Source organism: Aquamicrobium ahrensii (assembly GCF_040545755.1).
GTDB classification, from domain to species: Bacteria; Pseudomonadota; Alphaproteobacteria; order Rhizobiales; family Rhizobiaceae; genus Mesorhizobium; species Mesorhizobium ahrensii.
Genome location: NZ_JBEPMN010000001.1, coordinates 148,380 through 171,951, shown reverse-complemented (window position 1 = coordinate 171,951; position 23,572 = coordinate 148,380). Strand labels below are relative to the sequence as shown.

Sequence of the window (23,572 nt, the reverse complement as noted above, 5' to 3'; positions counted from 1 at the left end):
GATGGCGGAATCTTTGCGCCCTGTTCCCCCGCAGACGACAAAGTCACGGGCTCTCCCCTTGCACCCCTCATCTCCTATGCTACATGAACGCGCAAACTGCGAAAGCCCGACAGGCGGCTTTCGGCACCGCGCGAGAATTGAATGTCTGAAAAGGTCGTCACCCGCTTCGCTCCCTCACCTACGGGATTTCTGCACATAGGCGGCGCGCGCACCGCGCTGTTCAACTGGCTCTACGCCCGGCACACCGGCGGCGTCATGTTGCTGCGCATCGAGGATACCGACCGGGGACGCTCCACCGAAGCCGCCACCGCGGCCATCCTTGAAGGGCTGACCTGGCTTGGCCTCACCTGGGAAGGAGAGGCCGTATCCCAATACCAGCGCGCCTCGCGCCATCGCGAAGTGGCCGAGGAACTGGTGCGCTCGGGCAAGGCCTATTACTGCTACGCCACGCCGGCCGAACTGGAAGAGATGCGTGAGAAGGCCCGCTCCGAAGGGCGTCCCCCGCGCTATGACGGCCGCTGGCGTGACCGCGATCCCGCCGACGCGCCGGCAGGTGTTGCGGGCGCGATCCGCATCAAGGCCCCTACCGAGGGCGAAACCGTCGTTCACGACCTCGTGCAGGGGGAAGTGCGCTTCCCCAACAAGGATCTGGACGACTTCATCATCCTTCGCTCGGACGGCAATCCCACCTATATGCACGCGGTCGTGGTCGACGACCATGACATGGGCGTCACGCATATCATCCGTGGCGACGACCACCTCACCAACGCCGCGCGCCAGACCGTCATCTACAACGCCATGGGCTGGCAGGTTCCCAAGATGGCGCATATTCCGCTCATTCACGGGGCTGATGGCGCGAAGCTCTCCAAGCGCCATGGCGCTCTGGGCGTCGAAGCCTACCGCTCGATGGGCTATCTGCCCGAGGCGCTGCTGAACTATCTTGCCCGCCTTGGCTGGAGCCATGGCGACGACGAAGTGATGTCGATCGGTCAGATGGTCGACTGGTTCGACGTCAAGGACGTCAACAAGGGAGCCGCGCGTTTCGATTTCGCCAAGCTTGAAGCGCTTAACGGCGTTCACATGCGGGGCATGGACGACGCTGCGCTGACTGAGGCATTTCTTGCCGCCCTGCCCTATCTGCCCAACGGCGAGGAAATAGATGCAGGTTTCGACGATGCGGCCAGAGCGCGGCTGCTCAAAGCGATGCCGGGCCTGAAAGAACGCGCCAGGACGCTGGTGGAACTTGCCGGGAACACCTACTACCTGACGGCGAATCGGCCGCTTCAACTGGACGACAAGGCCGCTTCCATACTGGATGCCGACGCCCGGACCGTGCTGAAGGGAGTTTCGGAACGATTCCAGGAGCTTGGCGACTGGAATGCCCAGACCACAGAGGCGGCGGTTCGCGAATTTGCGGAAAGCTCGGGGTTGAAGCTCGGCAAGATCGCACAGCCTCTGCGCGCCGCCCTGACAGGTCGGGCCACCTCCCCCGGCGTGTTCGACGTGCTGGAGGTGCTTGGCCGCGAGGAAAGCCTCGGGCGTATTCAGGATCAAATCGATTAAGGATTCAGGGCCGCGAAAAATGGCATTGAAAGGCTTGTTTTGCGGTGCAACATTAGCGCGCGGGCCGATCGGCCCGGCACCTTATACAGGCTGCAATTTCGAACATTTTCCATGTTTTCGGATTTTGCATCGCAAAATAATTTTTGCCGCTTGGGCATGAGACTTGACAAGGAGTTTGCAATGACCGGATCGACTGCGAAACTGGAACTTGGCGGCAAGACTCACGAGCTCAAGGTGCGAAGTGGCACGATCGGGCCAGACGTCATCGACATCGCCTCGCTCTACTCCACCACCGGAGCCTTCACTTACGATCCCGGGTTCACTTCCACCGCAAGCTGCGAATCGCAGATCACCTATATCGACGGCGACGCCGGCATTCTGCTGCACCGCGGCTATCCCATCGAGCAGCTTGCTGAACATGGCGACTTCCTCGAAGTCTGCTATCTGCTGCTATACGGCGATTTGCCGACCAAGGCCCAGAAGGAAGACTTCGACTACCGGGTCACGCGCCACACCATGGTGCATGAGCAGATGAGCAAGTTCTTCTCCGGCTTCCGCCGCGATGCCCACCCGATGGCGGTGATGTGCGGTGTTGTTGGCGCGCTTTCCGCCTTCTATCACGACTCTACAGACATCTCCGATCCGCATCAGCGCATGGTCGCGTCGATGCGCCTGATCGCCAAGATGCCGACCATTGCGGCCATGACCTACAAGTATCACATCGGCCAGCCGTTCATGTATCCGAAGAACGACCTGAACTTCGCCGCCAACTTCCTGCACATGTGCTTCGCGGTGCCGTGCGAGGAATACAAGGTCAACCCGGTTCTGGCGCGCGCCATGGAGCGCATTTTCATCCTGCACGCCGACCATGAGCAGAACGCCTCGACCTCGACAGTTCGCCTGGCCGGCTCCTCCGGGGCCAATCCTTTCGCCTGCATCGCCGCCGGCATCGCCTGCCTCTGGGGTCCGGCTCACGGCGGCGCCAACGAGGCTGCGCTCAACATGCTGGCCGAAATCGGTCATGTCGACAACATCCCCGAATATGTGAACCGCGCCAAGGACAAGAACGACCCGTTCCGGCTGATGGGCTTCGGTCACCGCGTCTACAAGAATTATGACCCGCGCGCCAAGATCATGCAGCAGACCGCACACGAGGTTCTGGGCGAACTCGGCATCAAGGACGATCCGCTTCTCGACATCGCCATGGAACTGGAGAAGATCGCTCTCACCGATGAATATTTCATCGAGAAGAAGCTCTATCCGAACGTCGACTTCTACTCCGGCATCACGCTCAAGGCGCTGGGCTTCCCCACCACCATGTTCACCGTGCTGTTCGCCCTGGCCCGCACCGTCGGGTGGATCGCTCAGTGGAAGGAAATGATCGAGGATCCGCGCCAGAAGATCGGCCGTCCGCGCCAGCTCTATACCGGCGAGGCGCAGCGCGACTATGTACCGATCGCCAAGCGCTGATCAGAAGCCCAGACACAGAAAAGGCCGCGAATCTCGCGGCCTTTTTCCATTATGCGCGCATTTCAGGAACGCTCGGCGAGTTCCAGCACCGCATCGGAGGCGATAACGCCCGCAGGCCGCTCCGTCGCCATGCGCCGACGAACTTCGCTGAAACCATCCTTTTGCCAATCGCGCATGCCGCCCGCCATGAACAGCGCCTCTATCTGCCGGGCTAGGGTTTGAGGGCGCACGAAGCGATCGTAAAACTCCGGCACGATGGCCCGGTCTGCGATCAGGTTCGGCAGCGACGCCGACCAGATTTTCAGCAGGAACGGCGCAACAGGCTTGATGATGGGATCGAGCTTGTAGCACGAAACCATGGGTACGCCCGACAAAGCGAGTTCCAGAGAAACGGTTCCTGATGCGATAAGCGCTGCATCCGCCTCCGCAAAGGCCCGCCATTTGGCTTCCGGTTCTGTCGTGATTTCCGGCTTCTGCTCCCAGCCGGCGACCGCCTTTTCCACCATGGGCGCGGCATGGGGAACAGTCGGCAACAACAAGCGCAAAACATGCCCACGCAACTGCAACTCTCGCACAGTCTCGCGAAACGGCTCCAGCAGCCGGCTCACCTCGCCGCGGCGCGACCCCGGCAACAAAAGCAGTGTTTTCCTGCCATCCGGCGACAGGTCACGCCGGGCATCCTGCCCGGCAGCAGCGAGGGCGACGCCGGGATCCTGTGTGAGCCTGTGCCCTACATAGGTTCCGGGCGGCCCGCCGAGCTTTTTCAGTTCCTCCACCTCGAAAGGCAGGATGCACAATATGCGATCCACATAGGGCTTCATCGCCGCCGCCCGCCCCTGCCGCCATGCCCACACGCTCGGGCAGACATAGTGGACAATGGGAATGGAGGGGGCGGCAGCACGAACTTTTTTTGCCACACGCAGGGAAAAGTCGGGACTGTCGATGGTGACGAGGCAATCCGGCTTCGCGGCTGCGACTGCCGATGCCGTCTGGCCGATGCGGCGGATGAGGCGTGGCAGATCGCGAAGAATGGCGCTGACGCCCATCAGCGCCACTTCGCCGGAGTTGAAGAGAGAAGTCAGGCCCAGCGCTTCCAGATGCCGCCCGCCGACGCCAATCAGTTCGACCTTGCGGCCCGTCTGCTGTTCCAGCGCCCGGATGAGATCCGCCCCTAGCAGGTCGCCCGATTCCTCACCGGCCACGACGGCGACGCGCAGGGGTCTCTCAGTCTTCATGCCTCGGCTCCCTGGGCGGCAGCCCGATGACGAACAACCCAAGCGCATCAGCCTTGCCGATCATTTCAGGTCCGTTCAGCACAAGAGAGCTTCCGGCCTCCACCGCTATTCCGACAAGGCCCGCCGCATGCGCCTCATCCACCGTACGCGGCCCAATCGAAGGCAAATCCGTTCTGGCTTCCTGACCGGGTTTCGAGCATTTCACCAGAACGCCACGCTGCTTTCCAGCAAGCCGGCCATGGTCGCGCAGGTCTTTGACCCGCGCCAGCATGGCGTCGGTTCCTTCTATGCCTTCGAGCGCGATTGCCCGGCCGCCTATCGCCACGGCTCCCTGTCCGATATCGAGCGCGCCAATGGCTTCAGCCGCCAAGCGCGCCGCGTCGATGTCGCGCCAATCTGTCTTCTCGGGCGACACCTTGCCGAACTGGCCCTCCGTTGCGACCAGATCGGGAACGATCTGGTGCGCGCCGACCACCTCGAAGCCGCTGCCTTCCAGCCATTCGACTACGAAGCGCAGCAGACCATCGTCGCCGCTGGACAGCGCGCGGAGAAACGCCGGAACGTGGCGCAGCAAGCCGAGCCCCGGCCGCATCGCCGCAATGCGCGGACGCCTTTTGATCTCCCCGGCCATCACCACATGAGTGACGCCGCGACGGCGCAGTCGCTTGACAAGCGAAGGCGCTTCTTCAAGGGTGAGACTTTCGTGATCGTAGCGTTCGAGGCCGGCCTCGGGGTCGGGTTCACCCGCGACCATAAGAACGAAGGGTCTTATCCCTTGCCGGTCGAGATCTTCGGCGATTACGGCCGGCAGATCTCCGCCTCCGGCGATGATGCAGATCCTGCTGTCAGGACCATAAGCGATTGCCGGAAATCGCGTCTCAGTCCTCATCATCGCTATCGTCGCCAGCGCCGCTCTTCAGTGGCGGCACCGTATAATGGCGCTTGGCTCGATTGTCCATGAAGTCGATGATCTTCATCGCCGTCTCGGAAGATCCGAACTCGGCCCTGGCGGTCGCGATGTTCTCGGAAACCGGGCGGCTGTGGTCGAACAGGGTGCGATAGCAACGGCGCAGCAGATGAATTTCCGAGCGCGCCAGACCCGAACGCTTGAGGCCTATGATGTTGAGGCCCCGCAATTTGGCGCGGTTGCCGACGGCGATGGCGAACGGAATGACGTCGCCTACCACGGCGGAACAACCGCCAATGAAGGCGTTGTCGCCCACGCGTACGAACTGGTGCACGGCGGTAAGGCCGCCGATGTTGACATTGTCGCCGATCTCGCAGTGGCCGCCGAGCGTCGCGCCATTGGCGAAGGTGACGTTCTTGCCGACCACGCAGTCATGGGCGATATGGGCATAGGCGAGGAAGTTGCCGTTCTCGCCCACTATCGTCTCACCCCGGCTGCTGTCGGTGCCGGTGTGCATGGTTACACCTTCGCGGATCATGCAATTGGCGCCAATGATCAGCGTGGTGCGCCCGCCCTTGTGCTTGGCGTTCTGCGGCGGCGCGCCAAGTGTCGCCATCGGGAAAACTTTCGTGCCGGCGCCGATGGTTGTGGCGCCAAGCACGGACACATGGCCGACAAGCTCGACATTGTCCTCGATCGTCGCATCCGGACTGACATGGCAGAATGGGCCGATACGCACGCCGGTTCCGATCCGGGCGCCGCTCTCGATGACGGCGGACGGATGTATGATCGTCTGGTTTTCCATTGTGCCTCGTCAGTCGTTCTCGACCATCATCGCCGAGACTTCGGCTTCGGCGACCTTTGCGCCGTCCACGAGGCCTTCGCAAGCGAATTTCAGGATATTGCCACGCTTCTTGATCTTGCGCACATGAATGCGGAGCTGATCACCCGGCACGACCGGTTTGCGGAACTTGGCGTTGTCGATGGTCATAAAGTAGACAAGCGATGGCTTGTCGGCATGGGCGAGACGAATGCAAATCGCGCCGGCGGTTTGCGCCATGGCCTCGATGATCAGCACGCCCGGCATCACAGGCTGGCCGGGGAAATGACCAAGGAAATGCGGCTCGTTGATGGTGACGTTCTTGATGCCGATGGCCGAGTCGTCGCCATCGATCTCGATGATGCGATCTATCATGAGGAATGGGTAGCGATGCGGCAGGAGCTTGAGCAGTTCCTGAATGTCGGCCGTATCAAGCACGGTGCCGGCAACGTCAGCCATTCTTATCCCTCTTCGAAGATTTGGTGAATGTGCGGATGGCCGAAAGCTCGCGGAAGAAATCGCGCATCGGCTGCGCCGGCATGCCCGCCCAGCGCTCCCCGGCGGGAATGTCGTACATGAGGCCCGAGGAAGCTGCAACCTCCACCCGGTCGCCCACGGTGATATGATCGGCGATGCCGACCCGGCCGCCGAGCCTGACAAAATCACCCAGTGTGACGGAACCCGAAATGCCGCACTGCCCGGCAATCACACAACCACGGCCGATACGCACATTGTGAGCGATCTGCACGAGATTATCGATCTTGGCCCCCTCGCCGATGATGGTGTCGGCCATAGCGCCCCGGTCGACGGTGGTGTTGGAGCCGATCTCGACGTCGTCCTGAATGACGACACGCCCGATCTGCGGCATACGCTCCGGCCCTTTTGCGCCACCCACAAACCCGAAACCATCCTGTCCGATACGAGCGCCGCCATGAATGATGACGCGGTTTCCGATCAGCGCATACTGGATGGCGACATTCGGGCCAATGTAGCTGTCGCGGCCGATGCGGCAGGATGCGCCGATCACCGCGTTGGGGGCAATCACCGTGCCGGCGCCGATGGCTGCGTCAGGTCCGACGACCGCACCGGCTTCGATAATCGCACCTGCTTCGATGGCGGCGGTCGGATCGATATGCGCCTGGGGGGATATCCCACGTTCGGATGTCGAGGGAACCGGCGTAGCGGCAGCGGGAAACATCGTGCGACCGATCAGGGCGAAAGCCTGTTGGGCGCGCGGGTTGACCAGGACGGCGATACCGGAAGGCGCCTTGTCCGCCAGTTCCACGGGGCAAATCACGGCGGCGGCGTGCAAGTCCGCCATCAGCGCCGCGTTGCGTTTTTCAGCGACAAACACCAGCGCACGATCGCCGCCTTCCGTAGCGGATGCGATCGTTTCTATGATGGTGTCCGAATAGGCCGGATTCGCCAGCGTCGATCCGGTAAGCGCGGCGACCTCACCAGCCGTATAGCGACGTGACGGCACAAAAAACACCGGTTCGGTCATTGCAGAACACTATCCCGCTGGCGCGGACAGTCCGTTCCGGGCGCTACCGCCCGGAACCGCCGTCACCCGCTGTTTTAGAACCGCGTCGACATGCCGAAGTTGAATTCCTGCACCTTGTCGGTCGATTCCTTGGCAACCGGCACCGCATAGTCGATACGCAGCGGGCCGAATGGCGAGGCCCACATAAGACCGACACCGACCGACGCACGCAACTTGGAGTCCGTGGTCGATGGATCAGCGTAGCTGGTCTTGTTGCCATAAAGGGTGGCCGCATCAGCAAACACGGCACCACGCAGTCCAAAGCTTTCCGGGATGGCCGGCAGCGGGAATTGCGCTTCAGCGGACGCATGGAAATACGTCGTTCCACCCAGATGACCGTCGCTACCACCGCTCGAGTCATAAGGGCCAATGCCGTTGTAATCGAAACCGCGGATTATACGGTCGTTGCTCTTGAAATGATCGAATATCCGCAATTCGCCGCTGCCATAGCTCTGCGCATGGCCGGCACCGGCGGTCACGAGGCCAACAATGTCCATTTCCTCAGATAGCGTATGATAGACGGTTCCGCGCGCCGTAAATTTTACGAACTTTGCATCGCCACCCAGACCGGCAACTTCAGTCCCGAAATTGGCATAGATGCCGTAATGCGGGCTCTTCATGTCATCGATGGTATTATATATCAGATTAGCGCTGACCGAAGATTTCACCCAAGTACCATCCGCCACGGCATCATGGATAGCTTGAGATAAGTCCCCGCAGGTTCCGGGTAAATAGACACCGCTACTGTCTACGCAACGATCACGGTACTCGTACTTCTCTTGCGAGTAATTATACGCAAGCTGCGTCGAGATGCTCTCGGTGATCGGCAGACCGAAGCGGACGGTCGCACCAGTCACCTCGCTATCATAACGCTTATATTCGCGCGTCGACTTGTAGACATCGAAGCCGGCGGCGATGCGGCGGCCGAGGAAATACGGCTCGGTGAACGAGAGCATGAAGTCGCGCGAGTCCTTGCCTCCGCCGGCCGAGAAGCGGATATACTGACCGCGACCGAGGAAGTTGCGCTCGGTGACCGAACCCTGCACCGAAGCGCCGGGCGTGTCGCCACCGGTGGAATAGCCAGCGCCGATGGAGAACTCGCCGGTCGACTTCTCCACGACATCGACGACCAGCACGACCTGATCGGGCTCAGCGCCGGGAGCCGTGGAAATCTCGACACGCTCAAAATAATCAAGCGCTTCGATGCGCTTCTTCGCACGCTGCACCAGCACCTGATTGAAGGCGTCGCCTTCACTCAAATCGAACTCGCGACGAATGACATAGTCGCGGGTGCGGCTGTTGCCACGAATCTCGATGCGCTCGATATAGGCCTTGGCGCCCTGATCAACCGTGTAAACCACGGAGATGGTGTGATTTTCGAAATTGCGATCGCCGCGCGGGGTCACCTGCGCAAAGGCATAGCCACGCTCAGCCACGCGCTCGGTCAGCGCAATCAGGCTGTCCTCGACCGCCTTGGCGCTGTAGACCGAGCCCGCACGGCTTTGCACGAGCGACTGGAGCGAATTGGGGTCGATCTCCGGAATCGAGCTATCGACGCTGACATCGCCAAACGTGTAGCGCGGACCTTCATCAACGGTGATGGTGACCGTGTACTGGTTTGAACCCTCGTCCAGCTCGCCGAAGGAGGAAACCACCTGGAAGTCGGCATAGCCGCGATTGTAATAGAAGCGACGCAGCAGCTCCTCATCCGCACGCAGCTTGTCCTCGCTGTAGACGTCGTCACGCAGCACGAAGGACAGGAAGTTGGAGCGCTTGGTGTTGATCACGTCCGACAGACGGCCGCTGCTGAAAGCCTGATTGCCGACGAAGTTGACGGCGGTGATCTTGGTGCGTCCGCCTTCGTTGACATTGTAAATGACATTGACGCGGTTCTGTCCGAGATCGACCACCTGGCTCGTGACGGCCGCTTCCTCACGGCCGATGCGGCGGTAGGCGTCCTTGATCGCCTCGATATCGGCATCGACAGAAGCCTGTGAATAGGGACTGCGCGGCTTGAGCTGGACCGCCCCGTTAAGCTGCGCGTCCTTGACCTTCTTGTTGCCCTGGAACAGCACCTGATTGACGATCTGGTGCTCGGAAACGGTGACGACCAGCGAGGAGCCGACCTGGTTGATGCGCACATCCGAGAACATGCCGGTGGCGAACAGGGTCTTCACCGCCTCGTCCACATCGGAGCCCGAGAAGGTCCGGCCGGGCTTGATCGCGATCTGGTTGCGAATCGTATCGGCGTCAATGCGCGAATTTCCGCGCACCTCGATGCGGTTCACCACGGCAGCCTCGGCGGCGGAAACAGACATCAATTGTACGGTGAACGCGCCCGGCACGACCAGAGCGGCGGACAAGGCCGCCGCGGACGCGGCGCTCAGAAACTTGGATGCTGCCTTCATCGGGCTATATTACCTTCTCGTATTCCACGGCGAGAAACCGGACACGCGGTCAAATTCCCATACCGTATTAACCGGATTTTCCCTACACGCAAGGCTTCTGGTTAATTAGTGTTTACTTGGCTCGCCAGCGTTGCTTTCGCGTCACGCATATCCGGAGCCATGGTAAACGTCTTCTCAACAGATCGACCTGCCGTCCAGAATTCGTTCATGATTTCAACAACCAAACAGATCGTTCCAGAACACGAAGCCCATAAAGCCCAGAACGAGCAGCATGCCGGCCCTGTAAACGGCCTCCATCATGCGCTCTGACACCGGGCGTCGCAGAACGGCTTCCATGGCGTAGAACAACAGATGCCCGCCGTCCAGAGGCGGAATCGGCAGCAGATTCAGGATGCCGATGCCCACCGACAACAGCGCCACGAGCTGAACCAGCCACTCAAAACCGAGCTTTGCCGCCTGCGCTGACATGCCGGCGATCTTCACAGGCCCGCCGAGCTGGCATTTGTCCTCCCGGCCAACGGCGAATCGCTTCATGAACTGGCCCATACGCTCGATAATGTGGCCGGTTTCGCGTATCGCGGCTCCAAGCGCCTCGGGCGGCGTATAGGTGATCAGGCGCGGCTGACCGAGTTCCTGATTGTTCACGACCCCGATAACCGCAACCTTGACCTTGTTGCCGAGCGCGTCTTCCTGCTCCATGGGTTGAGGCGTGGCGGTCAGGCTGACCTCCCGCCCGTCCCGCAGCATGACGAATGTCAGCGCGTCACCGCCCCGCCCGGAAACCAGACGCTGCACGTCAGCGAAGGAATCGACTTTCGTTCCATCGACGCGGACAAACCGATCGCCCGGCATGATCCCCGCTATCTCGGCCGGACTGCCGGGGTTGACCGTGGCGACCATGGGTTCGGCGACATAGCGGCCGTGAATGGAGAACATCACCGCAAATACGGCGATGGTGAGCAGGAAATTGAACAGCGGTCCCGCAAAAACGGTGGCCGCGCGCTTCCAGAGCGCCTGCGTGTGGAAAGCGACACGACGCTGCCCGGCATCGAGACCGTCATCCGTATCGGTCGGGCTGGACGTCACGCTCATGTCGCCGACGAACTTCACATAGCCGCCGAGAGGTATCGCACACAGCTTCCAGCGCGTGCCGCGCCGGTCGTTGAAGCCAAGAAGTTCGGGACCGAAGCCGATGGCGAAGGCCTGAACGCCGATGCCGCAGGCGCGGCCGACAAGGTAGTGGCCCATTTCGTGCACAAACACGACAACCATCAACACGAACAGGAACGGTACGATCGTACCGATCAGAAAGCCTTCGGTGCTGAACAACGCCTGCAAGAGTTCGTTCAAATCAAGTCCTCGATTCGTCGCCTGGATTGCATGACGGCGTCAGTTTCAACAGGGAGTGACGCGCCAAAGCAGGCAAATCCGTGATCTTGCACCAGAGATCGGACCCTCAGCCCCCGAACAGCCCCTGTGCGGGATTATCCGCCGAAGCGGCCACGCTGCCGATGACGTAAAGCGCAAGCGCCGCAACGACAAGCCCATCCACACGGTCCATGACCCCGCCATGGCCGGGAATGAGCTGGCTGGAGTCCTTGCAGCCATGCCGGCGCTTCACCCAGGATTCGAACAGATCGCCAATCTGCGACACGACCGAAAGCAGGAGCGCGGCCAGCCCGAGCAGAAGATGATTGCCGGTTCCGGCCAGAAAAGAAACGATGACGCCGGCAGCCAGCCCCGCCACCGTACCGCCAACAGCGCCGCTCCAGGTCTTTCCGGGGGATATGGCTGGCGCAAGCTTCGGGCCGCCGAGCGAACGACCGACGAAATAGGCGAGCGTATCGGTGGTCCAGACAACCGCGAACAAAAACAAGATGGCCAGCAATCCGGCCTGGTCGTCGCCGCGCAGAAAAGCGAGCGCAAAGCCGGACAGTGATGCATAGGCGACGCCCGCCGCCTCCCATGACCCCGATCCGCGCACGAAGCCGAGGGCCGCGACGATCACGGTTGCGGCGAGCGCCAGAAGAAGAAAACTGCCGGCGGATACGCCAAAGCCAAGCGCAATCAACAGGATGGCCATGCAGGCTTCCGGCATGAGCCACATGGATCGGAGGTGAGCAGGCCGCGTCATGCGCGTCCACTCATAGAAAACCGCGCCTGCGATGAGTACGGCGAACAGGCGGAAAGGCAACCCGCCGATCCATGTCAGCGTCAGAACGGCGACCGCAAGCACGAGGCCCGAAATGATTCTCAGTTGCAGATTGCTCATCTGGCCAAAGCCGGCGAAGCGGCCTCCTCTGGCGACAATCCGCCAAACCGGCGCTCGCGGCCGGCAAAGTCGCGCAGAGCTTCCGCAAGATTGTCGCGGCCGAAATCCGGCCAGTAGCATGGCACGAACACCAGTTCGCTGTAGGCGGCCTGCCACAAAAGGAAATTGGACAGACGCAATTCGCCGCTGGTGCGAATAACCAGATCGGGATCAGGTATGCCGGCTGTGTCGAGCGCGCCCGATATATGTTCCGCCTCGATCTGATGCGGCTGGATTTCTCCCCGCAGGGCCGCATCCGCCAGTTTGCGCGCGGCCCGCACGATCTCGTCACGGCTGCCATAGTTGAAAGCAATGACGAGCGTCAGGCCTTCGTTGGCAAGCGTGAGGCATTCGGCTTCTTCCAGAAGACCGCGGATATCGGGTTGCAGGCTCTCACGATCACCTACGACCCTTACCCGCACTCCGTTGCCATGCAGTTCGGCAAGGTCACGGCGGATGAAAAGCTTCAGCAGGCCCATCAGGTCGCTGACCTCGGATTTGGGCCGCGACCAGTTCTCGGAAGAGAACGCGTAGACGGTCAGGAAGGAAATGCCGAGTTCAGGCGCTGCACGCACGACATTGCGCAAGGCCTCAACGCCGGCGCGATGCCCGGCGACGCGCGGCAGGCCGCGCGACTTCGCCCAGCGGCCATTTCCGTCCATGATGATCGCAACGTGCGCCGGGCTTGTCATTCGTTCGCCTTCAGATCGGCTGATCCGGTTGTTTCCAAGCCCGCCTCAAACCTGCATGATCTCCGTTTCCTTCTCGGCCAGCAGGCTGTCGATGGAGGAAATGGTCTCGTCGGTCAGTTTCTGGACCAGATCCGACTGCTTGTGCAGATCGTCCTCGCTGATCTCGCCGTCCTTCTCCGCCTTCTTCAGCGCATCCATGCCGTCGCGGCGAACATGGCGAACAGCCACGCGTGCGTTTTCGGCATAGGTGTGAGAAATCTTGACCAGTTCCTTGCGGCGCTGCTCGTTGAGTTCAGGCAGCGGAATGCGTAGCGTGACGCCGTCGACGATCGGGTTGAAACCAAGGTTGGATTCACGAATGGCGCGATCCACCGCACCCACCATCGACTTGTCCCAGACCGATACGGCGATCATGCGCGGCTCGGGAACGGAAACGGTCGCCACCTGATTGATCGGCATTGTGGAGCCGTAGGCCGGAACCTGGATGGCGTCGAGCAGATTGCTTGAGGCGCGACCAGTGCGCAGGGAGGCCAGATCCTGCTTGAAGGCGTTGATCGCGCCGTCCATACGCCGCTTCAGGTCATCGAAATTGCCGCTCATGATCTTCTCCTCGGCCTCTCGTTCAGGCTCGTGACTTAGGTGGATCGATATGGGCAGAGCCAAAGCCCGCCCGAACCGCTCATTCGTCGGCAACGACCGTGCAACGGCCCCCGCCCCTCAAAATCTCGCCGAACCCACCCTTCTCGTGGATTGAATAGACGATTATCGGAATGTTGTTTTCCCGCGCAAGGGCAATTGCAGCCGTATCCATGATGGACAGACCGCGATTGATCACTTCACCATGGCTGATGCGCTCAAAGCGCGTCGCCGAAGGATCTTTCTTCGGATCGGCCGAGTAAACACCGTCGACCTGCGTGCCCTTGAACAGCGCATCCGCTCCGATCTCGGCAGCGCGCAGCGCAGCGGCCGAATCGGTGGTGAAGAACGGATTGCCGGTTCCGCCGGCGAATATCACCACCTTGCCCTCATCCATATAGGCTGTGGCCTGTCGCTGCGAAAAGCTCTCGCAAAGCTCAGGCATGGCGATGGCCGACAGGACAACCGCATCGACACCGATCTTCACCAGAGAGGTGCGCAGCGCCAGCGAGTTGATGACCGTCGCCAGCATGCCCATATGGTCGCCGGTCACGCGGTCGCCGCCCTTGGAAGCAACGGCCACGCCGCGGAAGATATTGCCGCCGCCGATGACCACGCCCACTTCGACGCCCAGTTTGCGCGCCTCGGCGATATCGGAGGCGATACGATCAACGACTGAAACGTCGATGCCGAAATGCTGGTCTCCCATCAGGGCCTCGCCCGACGCCTTGAGCAATACACGTCGGTAGGGAAGCGTGGCCGTCATATGATCCTCTGCAAATGCGTTGAACCGGGAAGCGGCTGAAAGCGCCCTTCACCCGACAATGGGCCGACCCGATACACGAAGGGCGCCGCGATGTCACGCGGCGCCCTTCGCACAATACAGGCGATGCCTGGACTTACTTCTTCACGGTGGCGGCGACTTCGGCGGCGAAATCGCTTTCTTCCTTCTCGATGCCCTCGCCCAGAGCATAGCGCACATAGGCGGTGATCTTCGCCGGAGCGCCGATTTCCTTCTCCGCGTCCTTGAGAGCCTGCTCGATCGTGATGTCTGGGTTCATGACGAAGGACTGCTTGAGCAGCACGACTTCCTCATAGAATTTGCGCAGACGACCCTCGACCATCTTCTCGATGATGTTTTCCGGCTTGCCGGACTGGCGAGCCTGGTCGGAGAAGATGTTGCGCTCACGCTCGACAGCAACCGGATCGAGAGCATCCACGTCGAGAGCCATGGGGTTGGTGGCGGCGATGTGCATGGCGACCTGACGCGCGAAGGCGGCGGCCTTATCGGCGTCGCCGGCGGTCTCGATGGCCACCAGAACGCCCAGCTTGCCAAGATTTTCGACAACGGCGTTGTGGACATAGGTGGCGACCGCACCCTGCGAGACTGCGAGCTTCGCCGAACGACGGAAGCCGAGATTCTCCCCGATGGTGCCGACCGCGTCCTTGATCGTGTCGGTGACGGACTTGTCCGAACCTGGATATTTGGCGGCGGCGACAGCCTCGGTGTCGCCGGAAGCCAGAGCGACTTTGGCGATGTTGCTGACGATTTCCTGGAAAGCGCCGTTGCGGGCAACGAAGTCGGTTTCGGAGTTGACCTCGACCAGAGCGGCCTCGCGCGGGCCCTGCTCGACCCCGATCAGGCCCTCGGCAGCGGTGCGGCCAGCCTTCTTGTCCGCCTTGGCGATGCCCTTCTTGCGCAGCCAGTCGACCGCGGCCTCCATGTCGCCATTGGTTTCGGCAAGGGCGGCCTTGCAGTCCATCATGCCCGCGCCGGTCAGCTCGCGGAGTTCTTTGACCTGTGCTGCTGAAATGCTCATAATTTGCCTCTTTGTGTCAGAAACGGAAATGCGCACCGCCGGAAATTCAGCGATGCGCCATGCCCGGACGCTCAATGCGTCTTATTGCGGAAAGTTCAGGGCCGGAAAGCCCGTCACCTCAAGCTTCCGGCGTTGCTTCGCCAGCGGGCGTCTCGTCCAGAGCCGGCTCGACGGGAACCTCGGCCGATGCGCCGATGTCGATGCCGAGCGCGCCCTGCTGGCGGGCGATTCCGTCGATGGCGGCCTTAGCGATCAGGTCGCAGTAAAGCTGGATCGCGCGGGCAGCGTCGTCGTTGCCGGGGATCGGGAAGTCGACCTTGTCCGGGTCGCAGTTCGAATCGATGATGGCGACGACCGGAATGCCGAGGCGCTTGGCCTCCTGAATGGCGATCGCTTCCTTGTTGGTGTCGATGACGAACATCAGGTCCGGTGTGGAACCCATGTCCTTGATGCCGCCAAGGGCCTTGTCCAGCTTCTCGCGCTCGCGCTCGAGGTTCAGACGCTCCTTCTTGGTGAAGCCCTGAGCTTCGCTGGCCAGCAGCTCATCGAGCTTGCGCAGGCGCTGGATCGAATTGGAGATGGTCTTCCAGTTGGTCAGCATGCCGCCGAGCCAGCGGGAATTCACATAGTACTGGGCCGAACGCTGCGCGGCATCGGCGACGATGTCCGAAGCCTGGCGCTTGGTGCCGACGAACAGGACACGACCGCCACGGGAGACGACGTCCGAAACCTGCTTCAGGGCCTGATGCAGCAGCGGGACGGTCTGCGACAGATCGATGATGTGGACGTTGTTGCGGGCGCCGTAGATGTAGGGCGCCATCTTCGGGTTCCAGCGGTGGGTCTGGTGGCCGAAGTGCGAACCAGCTTCGAGAAGCTCGCGCATGCTGAAATCAGGCAATGCCATTCTTGTTTTCCTTTCCGGTTGGCCTCCACGGACACCGGCATCTCGGATCATTCTTCGATGCCACCGGAGGTGTCGACCGGATTTCTCCCGGTACGAAACCAAAGTCCGTGTGTGGAATGGCCGCGCATATATCGGTTCGGAGCGGAAAACGCAACCCGCCGCCGTCAGGCTCAGGCGGCCTTTCGCTGCGCCTTGCCTCTGCGCTCTCCCACGCCGGGCACTCTCACCCGGCGCAACACCGCCACGATCTCCTCACGGCTGCATTCGCGCGCGCCCCGCCGCACCGCCAGATCCCGCTCTAAACCCGTGATGTCGTAATGCGGAGCCGAGGTTTTCGGCGGGCCCTGATAGGACGACAGCTTGAGCCCCAGGCCGAAGGCGAAGCGATGAAGCTCATCGATGTCATCAGCCATCAGATGGCACCATCGCCGTCCGGCCAGATGCCAGATCGGTGCATCGACATACACCGCCATCACCCGCATCCTATTCTTTGCAATCTTTCTGGACCTGGTCGAACAGGGACAGATCGACCAGCTTTCCCGTCATTGTGAAGTCGCCATAGTCCATCTGGAGGTCGCGTGTGAGGCCGTTGCGGTGCATCTTGAAGCTGATGCGGTATTCCGGCAACTCCTCTCCGCCATCGCTCTCGTCGCTGTTGAAATAGGCGATATCGACCGGCCAGAACTGATCTTTTTCCAGCGTGGAAAGGAGCGGAAGCTCGGGATCGTTGCGATCGGCGGGCGCAGGTTTGCCGATGACGACCGTGGTGAGCATCACCCGGTCGGCATCCTCCGATCCGTCGAACAGGCTGGTCTCATAGAAATTCTCGCCCTTCCCGGCCTTGTCGATCAGCTCAAACATATGCTGCGTCGGGAACTGGGTGGGAGGCAGCGTGACATTGTTCGGCTCCGGCTTGTCGATGTCGACGCGGACCGAATCCTTCTCGCGATGAGCCGTGCCCTTCACTTCGCGCTCAAGGTTCTGGTCCACGAAGGACTTGGTGACAAAAGAAAAGGTCTTGCCCTCGCCATCCTCGAAGGTCGTCGTCTGCTGGTCCGTCATACGCATGGCGTCGGTGGTGCTGATGCGGGTGACGAGGCGGAACTTGACGGTGTAGCCATCGCATTGCGAGCCGTTGAACTCATAAACCATCCGGCCGGATATGCCGGTGATGCCCGAGCGATCCGACGCCTTGTTCAGGGAAATGTCGTAAACGGCGCGGTGAGGCTGCAGAACCGGCGCTGCAACGGCTGGAACGGTGGAAAAGATGATCGGAAGCAGGATGGCGGTATAGGCAAGGCGCGATGCGCGCATGTACAAGCTCCGATTGTGGCTGCCAGCCGTTGCGGCGGCGGGTACAGCCCAGAATAAAAATAGTCGTGGCGGAACGGAGGCAAAAAATGCACTTTCGGCCGAACCGCCACAGGGGCGTCAAGCAATAGGAAATTACCATGAGCGAAACAATCGAAAAGCGGCTGAGCGATCTGGGTGTGACGCTGCCGGTGGCTGCGGCGCCTGCCGCCAACTATGTTCCGTTCGTGCAAAGCGGAAACCTTTTGTTCCCCTCCGGTCAGTTGCCGATCAAGGACGGCAAGCTCGCCGTGACGGGCCTGCTCGGCAAGGATGTCGATCTGGCCGCCGGTCAGGAAGCCGCCAGGCTGTGCGCCATCAACGTGCTGGCGCAGGCTAAGGCTGCTTTGGGCGACCTGGAAAAGATCAAGCGTCTGGTGAAAATCACCGTCTATGTCGCCTCCGCCCAGACCTTCAACGAGCAGCACCTCGTCGGCAACGGCGCCTCCGACTTCTTCGTCGAGGTGCTGGGCGAGCGCGGCAAGCACGCCCGCGTGGCCATCGGCATGGCGGCGCTGCCCCTCAACGCGTCCGTCGAGGTCGAGGCGATCCTCGAGGTCGAATAAGAAGCGATGTCCGCCCTTTCCTGGCTCACGGCGCGACCGATCGCTCATCGCGGATTGCACGATCTCAACAACAGGCGTTGGGAAAATACGCTCTCGGCTTTTTCAGCGGCCGTCGATCGCGGCTATGCAATCGAGTGCGACGTGCATCTGACGGCTGACGGCGTGCCGGTCGTTTTTCACGATCACGATCTCAAGCGATTGACGGGAGAGGACGGTTTTATCTGGCAGCGCACAGCCGCTGAAATGGCGGCCCTCAAGGTTGGCGGAACGCAGGACCATCCGCCAACCCTTGACGAAATGCTCGAACTTGTCGGCGGCAAGGCGCCGCTGGTGATCGAACTGAAAGGCACGCCGGGCCGTGATGGCGGGCTTGTCGAAGCGGTCGGCCAACGCCTGAAATCCTACGGCGGCGAAGCCGCGATCATGTCGTTCGATCACTGGCTGATCCGTGATTTCAGCCATCATGCGCCAGGCGTTCCGGGCGGTCTTACCGCCTGCGGCCGGCGTGGGCAGGATATCGAGGCGCATTTCACCATGCTGGCGCACGACATCTCATTCGTATCCTATGCTGCCGGAGACCTGCCGAACCGTTTCGTTTCCTTCGTCCGAGAAAAGCTGGGCATGCCGGTCATCACATGGACGATACGCGACCAGCCGGCCGTCGACCTGACGTTTAAATACGCCGACCAGATGACGTTCGAGGGTTTCGAGCCGGCGCTCGCGACTGTCTGATCCGGAGCCGCCCTTGCACCCCACCGCCGCAGGCTTAAGTAAACCCCATGGCTCAGGGTGACGATCAGGCAAATGCGAAAACCGCGAACCATGTGGTGCGCATCGCCACCAGCATGAGCGCTTTCACGCAATCGGAATGGGACAGCCTCCACAGCGGGAAAAAAGATACAGAAAAGCTCTATAACCCATTCACTTCATTTTCTTTTCTTCTCTCTCTCGAAGAATCTGATTGTGTTGGCGGTCGCAGCGGCTGGCAACCCCACCACCTGCGCCTCGAAACTGCCGACGGCAGACTGCTGGGCGCTCTGCCCTGTTATGCGAAGGCGCACAGCCAGGGTGAATATGTCTTCGACCACGGGTGGGCCGACGCCTTCGACCGCGCCGGCGGCCGCTATTATCCCAAGCTGCAATGCTCCATTCCCTTCACACCCGCCACCGGTCCGCGGTTGCTGGTAGCCGAAGGTTGCGATTCGTTATCCGTGAAAGCCGGCCTTTCGGAAGCGCTGAAAATCGTGAGCGACAAGCTGGAAGTGTCCTCCGCGCATGTCACCTTTTTGCCGCAAGGCGATGTCGCCATAATGGAGGCTGCCGGATTCCTGCACCGTACAGATCAGCAGTTTCATTTCTTCAACGAAAGCTTTGCGAGCTACGAGGACTTCCTCGCCACCCTCGCCTCACGCAAACGCAAGGCGCTCAGGAAGGAGCGCCGCGAGGCGCTGGCCAACGGCATCAGCATAGACTGGCTGACGGGGAGCGATCTTACAGAACGCGTCTGGGACGACTTCTTCGCCTTCTACATGGATACGGGTAGCCGTAAATGGGGCCGTCCCTATCTCAACCGTCGGTTTTTCTCCCTGATCGGCGAACGCATGGCCGATGACATTCTGCTGGTGATGGCGAAACGCAACGGCCGATACATCGCCGGTGCAATCAACTTTATCGGCTCGGATACGCTCTTTGGCCGCAACTGGGGTTGTATCGAGGACCATCCTTCCCTGCACTTCGAGGTTTGTTATCATCAGGCGATTGATTTCGCGATTGCCAACAAACTCAAGGTGGTGGAGGCAGGCGCTCAAGGCGAACACAAGCTCGCGCGTGGCTATCAACCGGTCACCACGCATTCGATGCACTATATCGCGCACCCGGCTTTGCGGCGCGCTGTGGCCGACTATCTGCGGCAGGAGCGCCGCGACGTTGCGCTGATGAGCGATTATCTGAATGAGCACACGCCTTTCCGCAAAGGCGATCAGCCGTTCAGTGAACGACCGACTTCGAAAACAGATTGATCACCAGCACGCCAGCCATGATCAATCCCATTCCTACGAGCGCCGGCAGATCCAGCGCCTGCCGGAACAACAGCCAGCCGATTGCCGTGATGAGGATGATGCCGGCCCCGCTCCAGATCGCATAGACGATGCCCACCGGCATGGTGCGCAGGGTCAGCGCGAGGAAATAAAAAGCGAGCGCGTATCCCACGATCGTTATCAGCGAAGGCGCAAGCCGCGTGAACCCGTCGGCCTGTTTCAGCGCCGTTGTCGCGACCACCTCGAATATGATCGCCACAAACAGGTAGAGATAGGTCAGGAGCATTGTGCCCACCCTTGATTCGCACATCGATCCGATATGATCATGGCCCTGAGAAGAGGACGAGAGACAAGCATGGCCTACGACACAACCAACATCTTCGCCAGACTCCTGCGTGGCGAAATCCCGTCGCATCGCATCTACGAGGACGACCATACGATCGCGATCATGGATGTCATGCCGCAAGGCGCCGGTCACACGCTTGTTTTGCCGAAGGCTTCATCCCGCAACCTCCTGGATGCCGATCCGGAAACGCTAGGCGCGCTGTTCAAGACCGTTCAGAAGGTGGCCAAGGCCGTCAAGAAGGCGTTCGACGCCGATGGCGTGGTCGTTTCCCAGTTCAACGAGCCGGCGGCTGGTCAGACCGTGTTCCATTTGCATGTGCACATCATTCCGCGCTTCGATGGCGTGGATCTGAAAAAACATGCGGGGGAAATGGAAAAACCCGAAGTACTGACGGAAAACGCCGAGAAAATCCGGGCAGCGCTGGCTGAATAGACCTTCGCCACGATCGGCGAAGCTATTCAGAGCCGGATAGAAAAGGCCCCGTTTTCCGGGGCCTTTTTACTGGTTCACTTGCGAGGCAGTTGCGGCACCAGACTGCGCTTGCCGCCGTCCTTCGCCTTCGGCGTGGTTTTCGCCGTGGCGGCCTTCTTGGCGGACGCCTTCCTGGCCGCAGGCTTGCGGGTCTTCGGACGTTCCTCCGGCTCCTTCTGCGGCTGCACTTTGGTCTCATCAGGCAGCGTTTCGAGCTTCAGGCCGGTGTCGCCGGTCTCCTTCTTCTCGACGGTGACGCGCACCGTGCCGCCCTTCTTCAACTTGCCAAACAGCACTTCCTCGGCCAGCGGCTTCTTGATGTGCTCCTGGATGACACGTCCGAGCGGGCGTGCGCCCATGCGTTCGTCATAGCCCTTGTCGGCCAGCCAGGCGACGGCCTCCTCGGACAGGTCGAAGGTGACGCCACGCTCTGAAAGCTGAGCCTCCAGCTGCATGACGAACTTCTGCACCACCTGATGGATGACCGGCACCGGCAGCGAGCCGAACGGGATGATCGCATCGAGACGATTGCGGAACTCCGGCGTGAACAGGCGGTTGATCGCCTCCATGTCGTCGCCTTCGCGCCTTGAAGAGCCGAAGCCGATAGCCGCTCTGGCGAGATCCTGCGCACCCGCATTCGTGGTCATGATCAGGATCACGTTGCGGAAGTCGATCTGCTTGCCGTTATGGTCGGTCAACCTCCCGTGGTCCATCACCTGCAACAGGATGTTGAACAGGTCCGGATGGGCCTTCTCGATCTCGTCGAGCAACAGCACGCAGTGCGGATGCTGGTCGACACCATCGGTGAGGAGACCGCCCTGATCGAAGCCGACATAGCCGGGAGGCGCGCCGATCAGCCGCGAAACGGTGTGGCGCTCCATATATTCGGACATGTCGAAGCGCAGCAACTCCACGCCGAGGGAAGCGGCGAGCTGCTTGGCCACTTCGGTCTTGCCGACGCCGGTCGGGCCGGAGAACAGGTAGGAGCCGATCGGCTTTTCGGGCTCGCGCAGACCCGCCCGCGACAGCTTGATGGCCGAGCTGAGCGCGGTGATTGCGGTGTCCTGCCCGTAAACGACCCGCTTGAGTTCCTTCTCCAGACCGGCCAGCACCTTCTCGTCATCGGCCGAAACCGTCTTCGGCGGAATGCGGGCCATGGTGGCGATGGTGGCCTCGATCTCCTTGATGCCGATGGTCTTCTTGCGCTTGTTTTCCGGCAGCAGCATCTGCGAAGCGCCGGTCTCGTCGATCACGTCGATCGCCTTGTCCGGCAACTTGCGGTCGCTGATGTAGCGCGCCGAAAGCTCGACCGCGCCCTTGATGGCGTCGCTGGTGTACTTGACCTTGTGGAAGTCCTCGAAATAGGGCTTCAGCCCCTTCATGATCGCAATGGCGTCCTCGACGGTGGGTTCGTTCACATCGATCTTCTGGAACCTGCGCACGAGCGCCCTGTCCTTCTCGAAGAACTGGCGGAACTCCTTGTAAGTTGTTGATCCAATGCATCGAATCGCCCCAGACGACAAGGCCGGCTTGAGCAGGTTCGATGCATCCATCGCCCCGCCGGACGTCGCGCCGGCGCCGATTACGGTGTGGATCTCATCGATGAACAGGACAGCGCCGGGATAGTCTTCCAGCTCCTTCACGACCTGCTTCAGGCGTTCCTCGAAATCGCCGCGGTAGCGTGTGCCGGCAAGCAGCGTGCCCATGTCGAGCGCGAAAATGGTGGCGTCAGCCAGCACTTCCGGCACATCGCCTTCCACGATGCGCTTGGCCAGACCTTCGGCAATCGCCGTCTTGCCGACGCCCGGATCGCCCACATAGAGCGGGTTGTTCTTGGAGCGGCGGCACAGCACCTGAATGGTGCGGTTGATTTCCGGCTCACGGCCGATCAGCGGATCGATCTTACCAGCTCGCGCCTTGGCGTTGAGATTGACGCAATAGGCGGTAAGCGCATCCTGCGCCTTCTTCTTGCCGTCATCGTGCTGCTCGCCGACACTGCCGCCAGCCTGATCGTCCTCTGCGCCACGCGGGGTGCGCGTCTCCGAAGCGCCGGGACGCTTGGCGATGCCGTGGGAAATGTAGTTGACCGCGTCGTAGCGGGTCATCTGCTGTTCCTGAAGGAAATATGCAGCGTGGCTCTCGCGTTCGGCGAAGATCGCCACCAGCACATTGGCGCCCGACACTTCCTCGCGGCCGGATGACTGCACATGGATCACCGCGCGCTGGATGACGCGCTGGAAGCCGGCTGTCGGCTTCGAATCCTCGTCATAGCCGGTGATGAGATTGTCGAGTTCGGTGTCGATGTAGTTGAGCACTGTCTGGCGCAGTTCGTCGAGATTGACGTTGCAGGCGCGCATCACGGCGGCCGCCTCGGCGTCATCTATCAACGCCAGAAGCAGGTGTTCGAGGGTTGCGTATTCATGGTGGCGCTCATTGGCGATTGTCAGCGCCTGGTGAAGTGCCTTTTCCAAGCCTTGGGAGAAAGCCGGCATGT

The 23,572-nt window shown here is 61.0% G+C and carries 23 protein-coding genes; 6 read left to right on the top strand and 17 right to left on the bottom strand.

Annotation, left to right across the window (positions count from 1 at the left end; all coding sequences use genetic code 11):
• Positions 1–141 precede the first annotated feature (141 nt).
• Both gltX and gltA read left to right on the top strand, forming a co-directional pair.
• Positions 142–1,563 (top strand): glutamate--tRNA ligase, encoded by a 1,422-nt coding sequence (gene gltX, locus ABID44_RS00895; protein WP_354149800.1) that lies wholly within the window; start codon positions 142–144, stop codon positions 1,561–1,563.
• A 180-nt stretch (positions 1,564–1,743) separates the two neighbouring features.
• Positions 1,744–3,033 carry a citrate synthase gene (gene gltA, locus ABID44_RS00890; RefSeq protein WP_354149799.1) on the top strand — a complete coding sequence of 430 codons (1,290 nt, stop codon included), beginning with the start codon at positions 1,744–1,746 and terminating at the stop codon, positions 3,031–3,033.
• A 62-nt stretch (positions 3,034–3,095) separates the two neighbouring features.
• Here the strand turns inward: gltA and lpxB are convergent, their stop codons facing one another.
• The 15 genes from lpxB to ABID44_RS00815 form a co-directional block, all read right to left on the bottom strand.
• On the bottom strand, positions 3,096–4,268 hold the full coding sequence (lpxB, locus tag ABID44_RS00885; RefSeq protein ID WP_354149798.1) for a lipid-A-disaccharide synthase: 1,173 nt from the start codon (positions 4,266–4,268) through the stop codon (positions 3,096–3,098).
• Positions 4,258–5,160: an LpxI family protein gene (locus ABID44_RS00880; protein ID WP_354149797.1), complete on the bottom strand. Its 903-nt coding sequence runs from the start codon at positions 5,158–5,160 to the stop codon at positions 4,258–4,260. Before ABID44_RS00880 ends, lpxB begins: the two co-directional genes overlap by 11 nt.
• A complete protein-coding gene (lpxA, locus tag ABID44_RS00875) occupies positions 5,147–5,980 on the bottom strand; it encodes an acyl-ACP--UDP-N-acetylglucosamine O-acyltransferase (protein WP_354149796.1) in 834 nt (277 codons plus the stop codon). The genes ABID44_RS00880 and lpxA overlap by 14 nt, the downstream gene beginning before the upstream one ends.
• 9 nt (positions 5,981–5,989) lie before the next feature.
• The gene (gene fabZ / locus ABID44_RS00870; protein ID WP_354149795.1) at positions 5,990–6,454 is read right to left on the bottom strand and encodes a 3-hydroxyacyl-ACP dehydratase FabZ; all 465 of its coding nucleotides are present in this window, start codon (positions 6,452–6,454) and stop codon (positions 5,990–5,992) included.
• The gene (lpxD, locus tag ABID44_RS00865) at positions 6,447–7,499 is read right to left on the bottom strand and encodes a UDP-3-O-(3-hydroxymyristoyl)glucosamine N-acyltransferase (protein WP_354149794.1); all 1,053 of its coding nucleotides are present in this window, start codon (positions 7,497–7,499) and stop codon (positions 6,447–6,449) included. Before lpxD ends, fabZ begins: the two co-directional genes overlap by 8 nt.
• Positions 7,500–7,573: 74 nt before the next feature.
• Positions 7,574–9,946, bottom strand: coding sequence for an outer membrane protein assembly factor BamA (gene bamA / locus ABID44_RS00860; RefSeq protein ID WP_354149793.1), 2,373 nt, complete (start codon positions 9,944–9,946; stop codon positions 7,574–7,576).
• 213 nt (positions 9,947–10,159) lie between these two features.
• Entirely contained in the window at positions 10,160–11,296 is a 1,137-nt protein-coding gene (rseP, locus tag ABID44_RS00855) for an RIP metalloprotease RseP (protein ID WP_354149792.1), read from the bottom strand.
• Positions 11,297–11,402: 106 nt separating this feature from the next.
• Positions 11,403–12,218 (bottom strand): phosphatidate cytidylyltransferase, encoded by an 816-nt coding sequence (locus ABID44_RS00850; protein ID WP_354149791.1) that lies wholly within the window; start codon positions 12,216–12,218, stop codon positions 11,403–11,405.
• Complete coding sequence (locus ABID44_RS00845) at positions 12,215–12,973, bottom strand: isoprenyl transferase (protein WP_354150176.1); 759 nt, start codon at positions 12,971–12,973, stop codon at positions 12,215–12,217. The genes ABID44_RS00850 and ABID44_RS00845 overlap by 4 nt, the downstream gene beginning before the upstream one ends.
• A 21-nt stretch (positions 12,974–12,994) precedes the next feature.
• Complete coding sequence (gene frr, locus ABID44_RS00840) at positions 12,995–13,549, bottom strand: ribosome recycling factor (RefSeq protein ID WP_354149790.1); 555 nt, start codon at positions 13,547–13,549, stop codon at positions 12,995–12,997.
• Positions 13,550–13,628: 79 nt separating this feature from the next.
• Entirely contained in the window at positions 13,629–14,351 is a 723-nt protein-coding gene (gene pyrH / locus ABID44_RS00835; protein WP_354149789.1) for a UMP kinase, read from the bottom strand.
• A 133-nt stretch (positions 14,352–14,484) separates the two neighbouring features.
• Positions 14,485–15,405 carry a translation elongation factor Ts gene (gene tsf, locus ABID44_RS00830; RefSeq protein WP_354149788.1) on the bottom strand — a complete coding sequence of 307 codons (921 nt, stop codon included), beginning with the start codon at positions 15,403–15,405 and terminating at the stop codon, positions 14,485–14,487.
• A 118-nt stretch (positions 15,406–15,523) separates the two neighbouring features.
• Positions 15,524–16,309 carry a 30S ribosomal protein S2 gene (gene rpsB, locus ABID44_RS00825; protein ID WP_354149787.1) on the bottom strand — a complete coding sequence of 262 codons (786 nt, stop codon included), beginning with the start codon at positions 16,307–16,309 and terminating at the stop codon, positions 15,524–15,526.
• A gap of 170 nt (positions 16,310–16,479) precedes the next feature.
• Positions 16,480–16,782 carry a DUF4031 domain-containing protein gene (locus ABID44_RS00820; RefSeq protein WP_354149786.1) on the bottom strand — a complete coding sequence of 101 codons (303 nt, stop codon included), beginning with the start codon at positions 16,780–16,782 and terminating at the stop codon, positions 16,480–16,482.
• Between the two features lie 10 nt (positions 16,783–16,792).
• Complete coding sequence (locus tag ABID44_RS00815; RefSeq protein ID WP_354149785.1) at positions 16,793–17,623, bottom strand: cell envelope integrity EipB family protein; 831 nt, start codon at positions 17,621–17,623, stop codon at positions 16,793–16,795.
• Positions 17,624–17,760: 137 nt separating this feature from the next.
• Between ABID44_RS00815 and ABID44_RS00810 the strand changes: the two genes are divergently transcribed.
• The 3 genes from ABID44_RS00810 to ABID44_RS00800 are packed head-to-tail and all read left to right on the top strand — an operon-like array spanning position 17,761 to position 20,243.
• Positions 17,761–18,225, top strand: a complete 465-nt coding sequence (locus ABID44_RS00810; RefSeq protein WP_354149784.1) for a RidA family protein — start codon at positions 17,761–17,763, stop codon at positions 18,223–18,225.
• A 6-nt stretch (positions 18,226–18,231) separates the two neighbouring features.
• Positions 18,232–18,957, top strand: coding sequence for a glycerophosphodiester phosphodiesterase (locus ABID44_RS00805; RefSeq protein ID WP_354149783.1), 726 nt, complete (start codon positions 18,232–18,234; stop codon positions 18,955–18,957).
• Positions 18,958–19,004: 47 nt separating this feature from the next.
• The gene (locus tag ABID44_RS00800) at positions 19,005–20,243 is read left to right on the top strand and encodes a GNAT family N-acetyltransferase (protein ID WP_354149782.1); all 1,239 of its coding nucleotides are present in this window, start codon (positions 19,005–19,007) and stop codon (positions 20,241–20,243) included.
• On the opposite strand, the gene ABID44_RS00795 is transcribed toward ABID44_RS00800, so the two are convergent.
• Entirely contained in the window at positions 20,212–20,547 is a 336-nt protein-coding gene (locus ABID44_RS00795) for a DMT family transporter (RefSeq protein WP_378226694.1), read from the bottom strand. The two genes, ABID44_RS00800 and ABID44_RS00795, sit on opposite strands and share 32 nt — an antisense overlap.
• A 69-nt stretch (positions 20,548–20,616) precedes the next feature.
• Between ABID44_RS00795 and ABID44_RS00790 the strand changes: the two genes are divergently transcribed.
• Positions 20,617–21,039, top strand: coding sequence for an HIT family protein (locus tag ABID44_RS00790; protein WP_354149781.1), 423 nt, complete (start codon positions 20,617–20,619; stop codon positions 21,037–21,039).
• A 74-nt stretch (positions 21,040–21,113) separates the two neighbouring features.
• On the opposite strand, the gene clpA is transcribed toward ABID44_RS00790, so the two are convergent.
• Positions 21,114–23,570 carry an ATP-dependent Clp protease ATP-binding subunit ClpA gene (gene clpA / locus ABID44_RS00785; protein WP_354149780.1) on the bottom strand — a complete coding sequence of 819 codons (2,457 nt, stop codon included), beginning with the start codon at positions 23,568–23,570 and terminating at the stop codon, positions 21,114–21,116.
• Positions 23,571–23,572 lie beyond the last annotated feature (2 nt).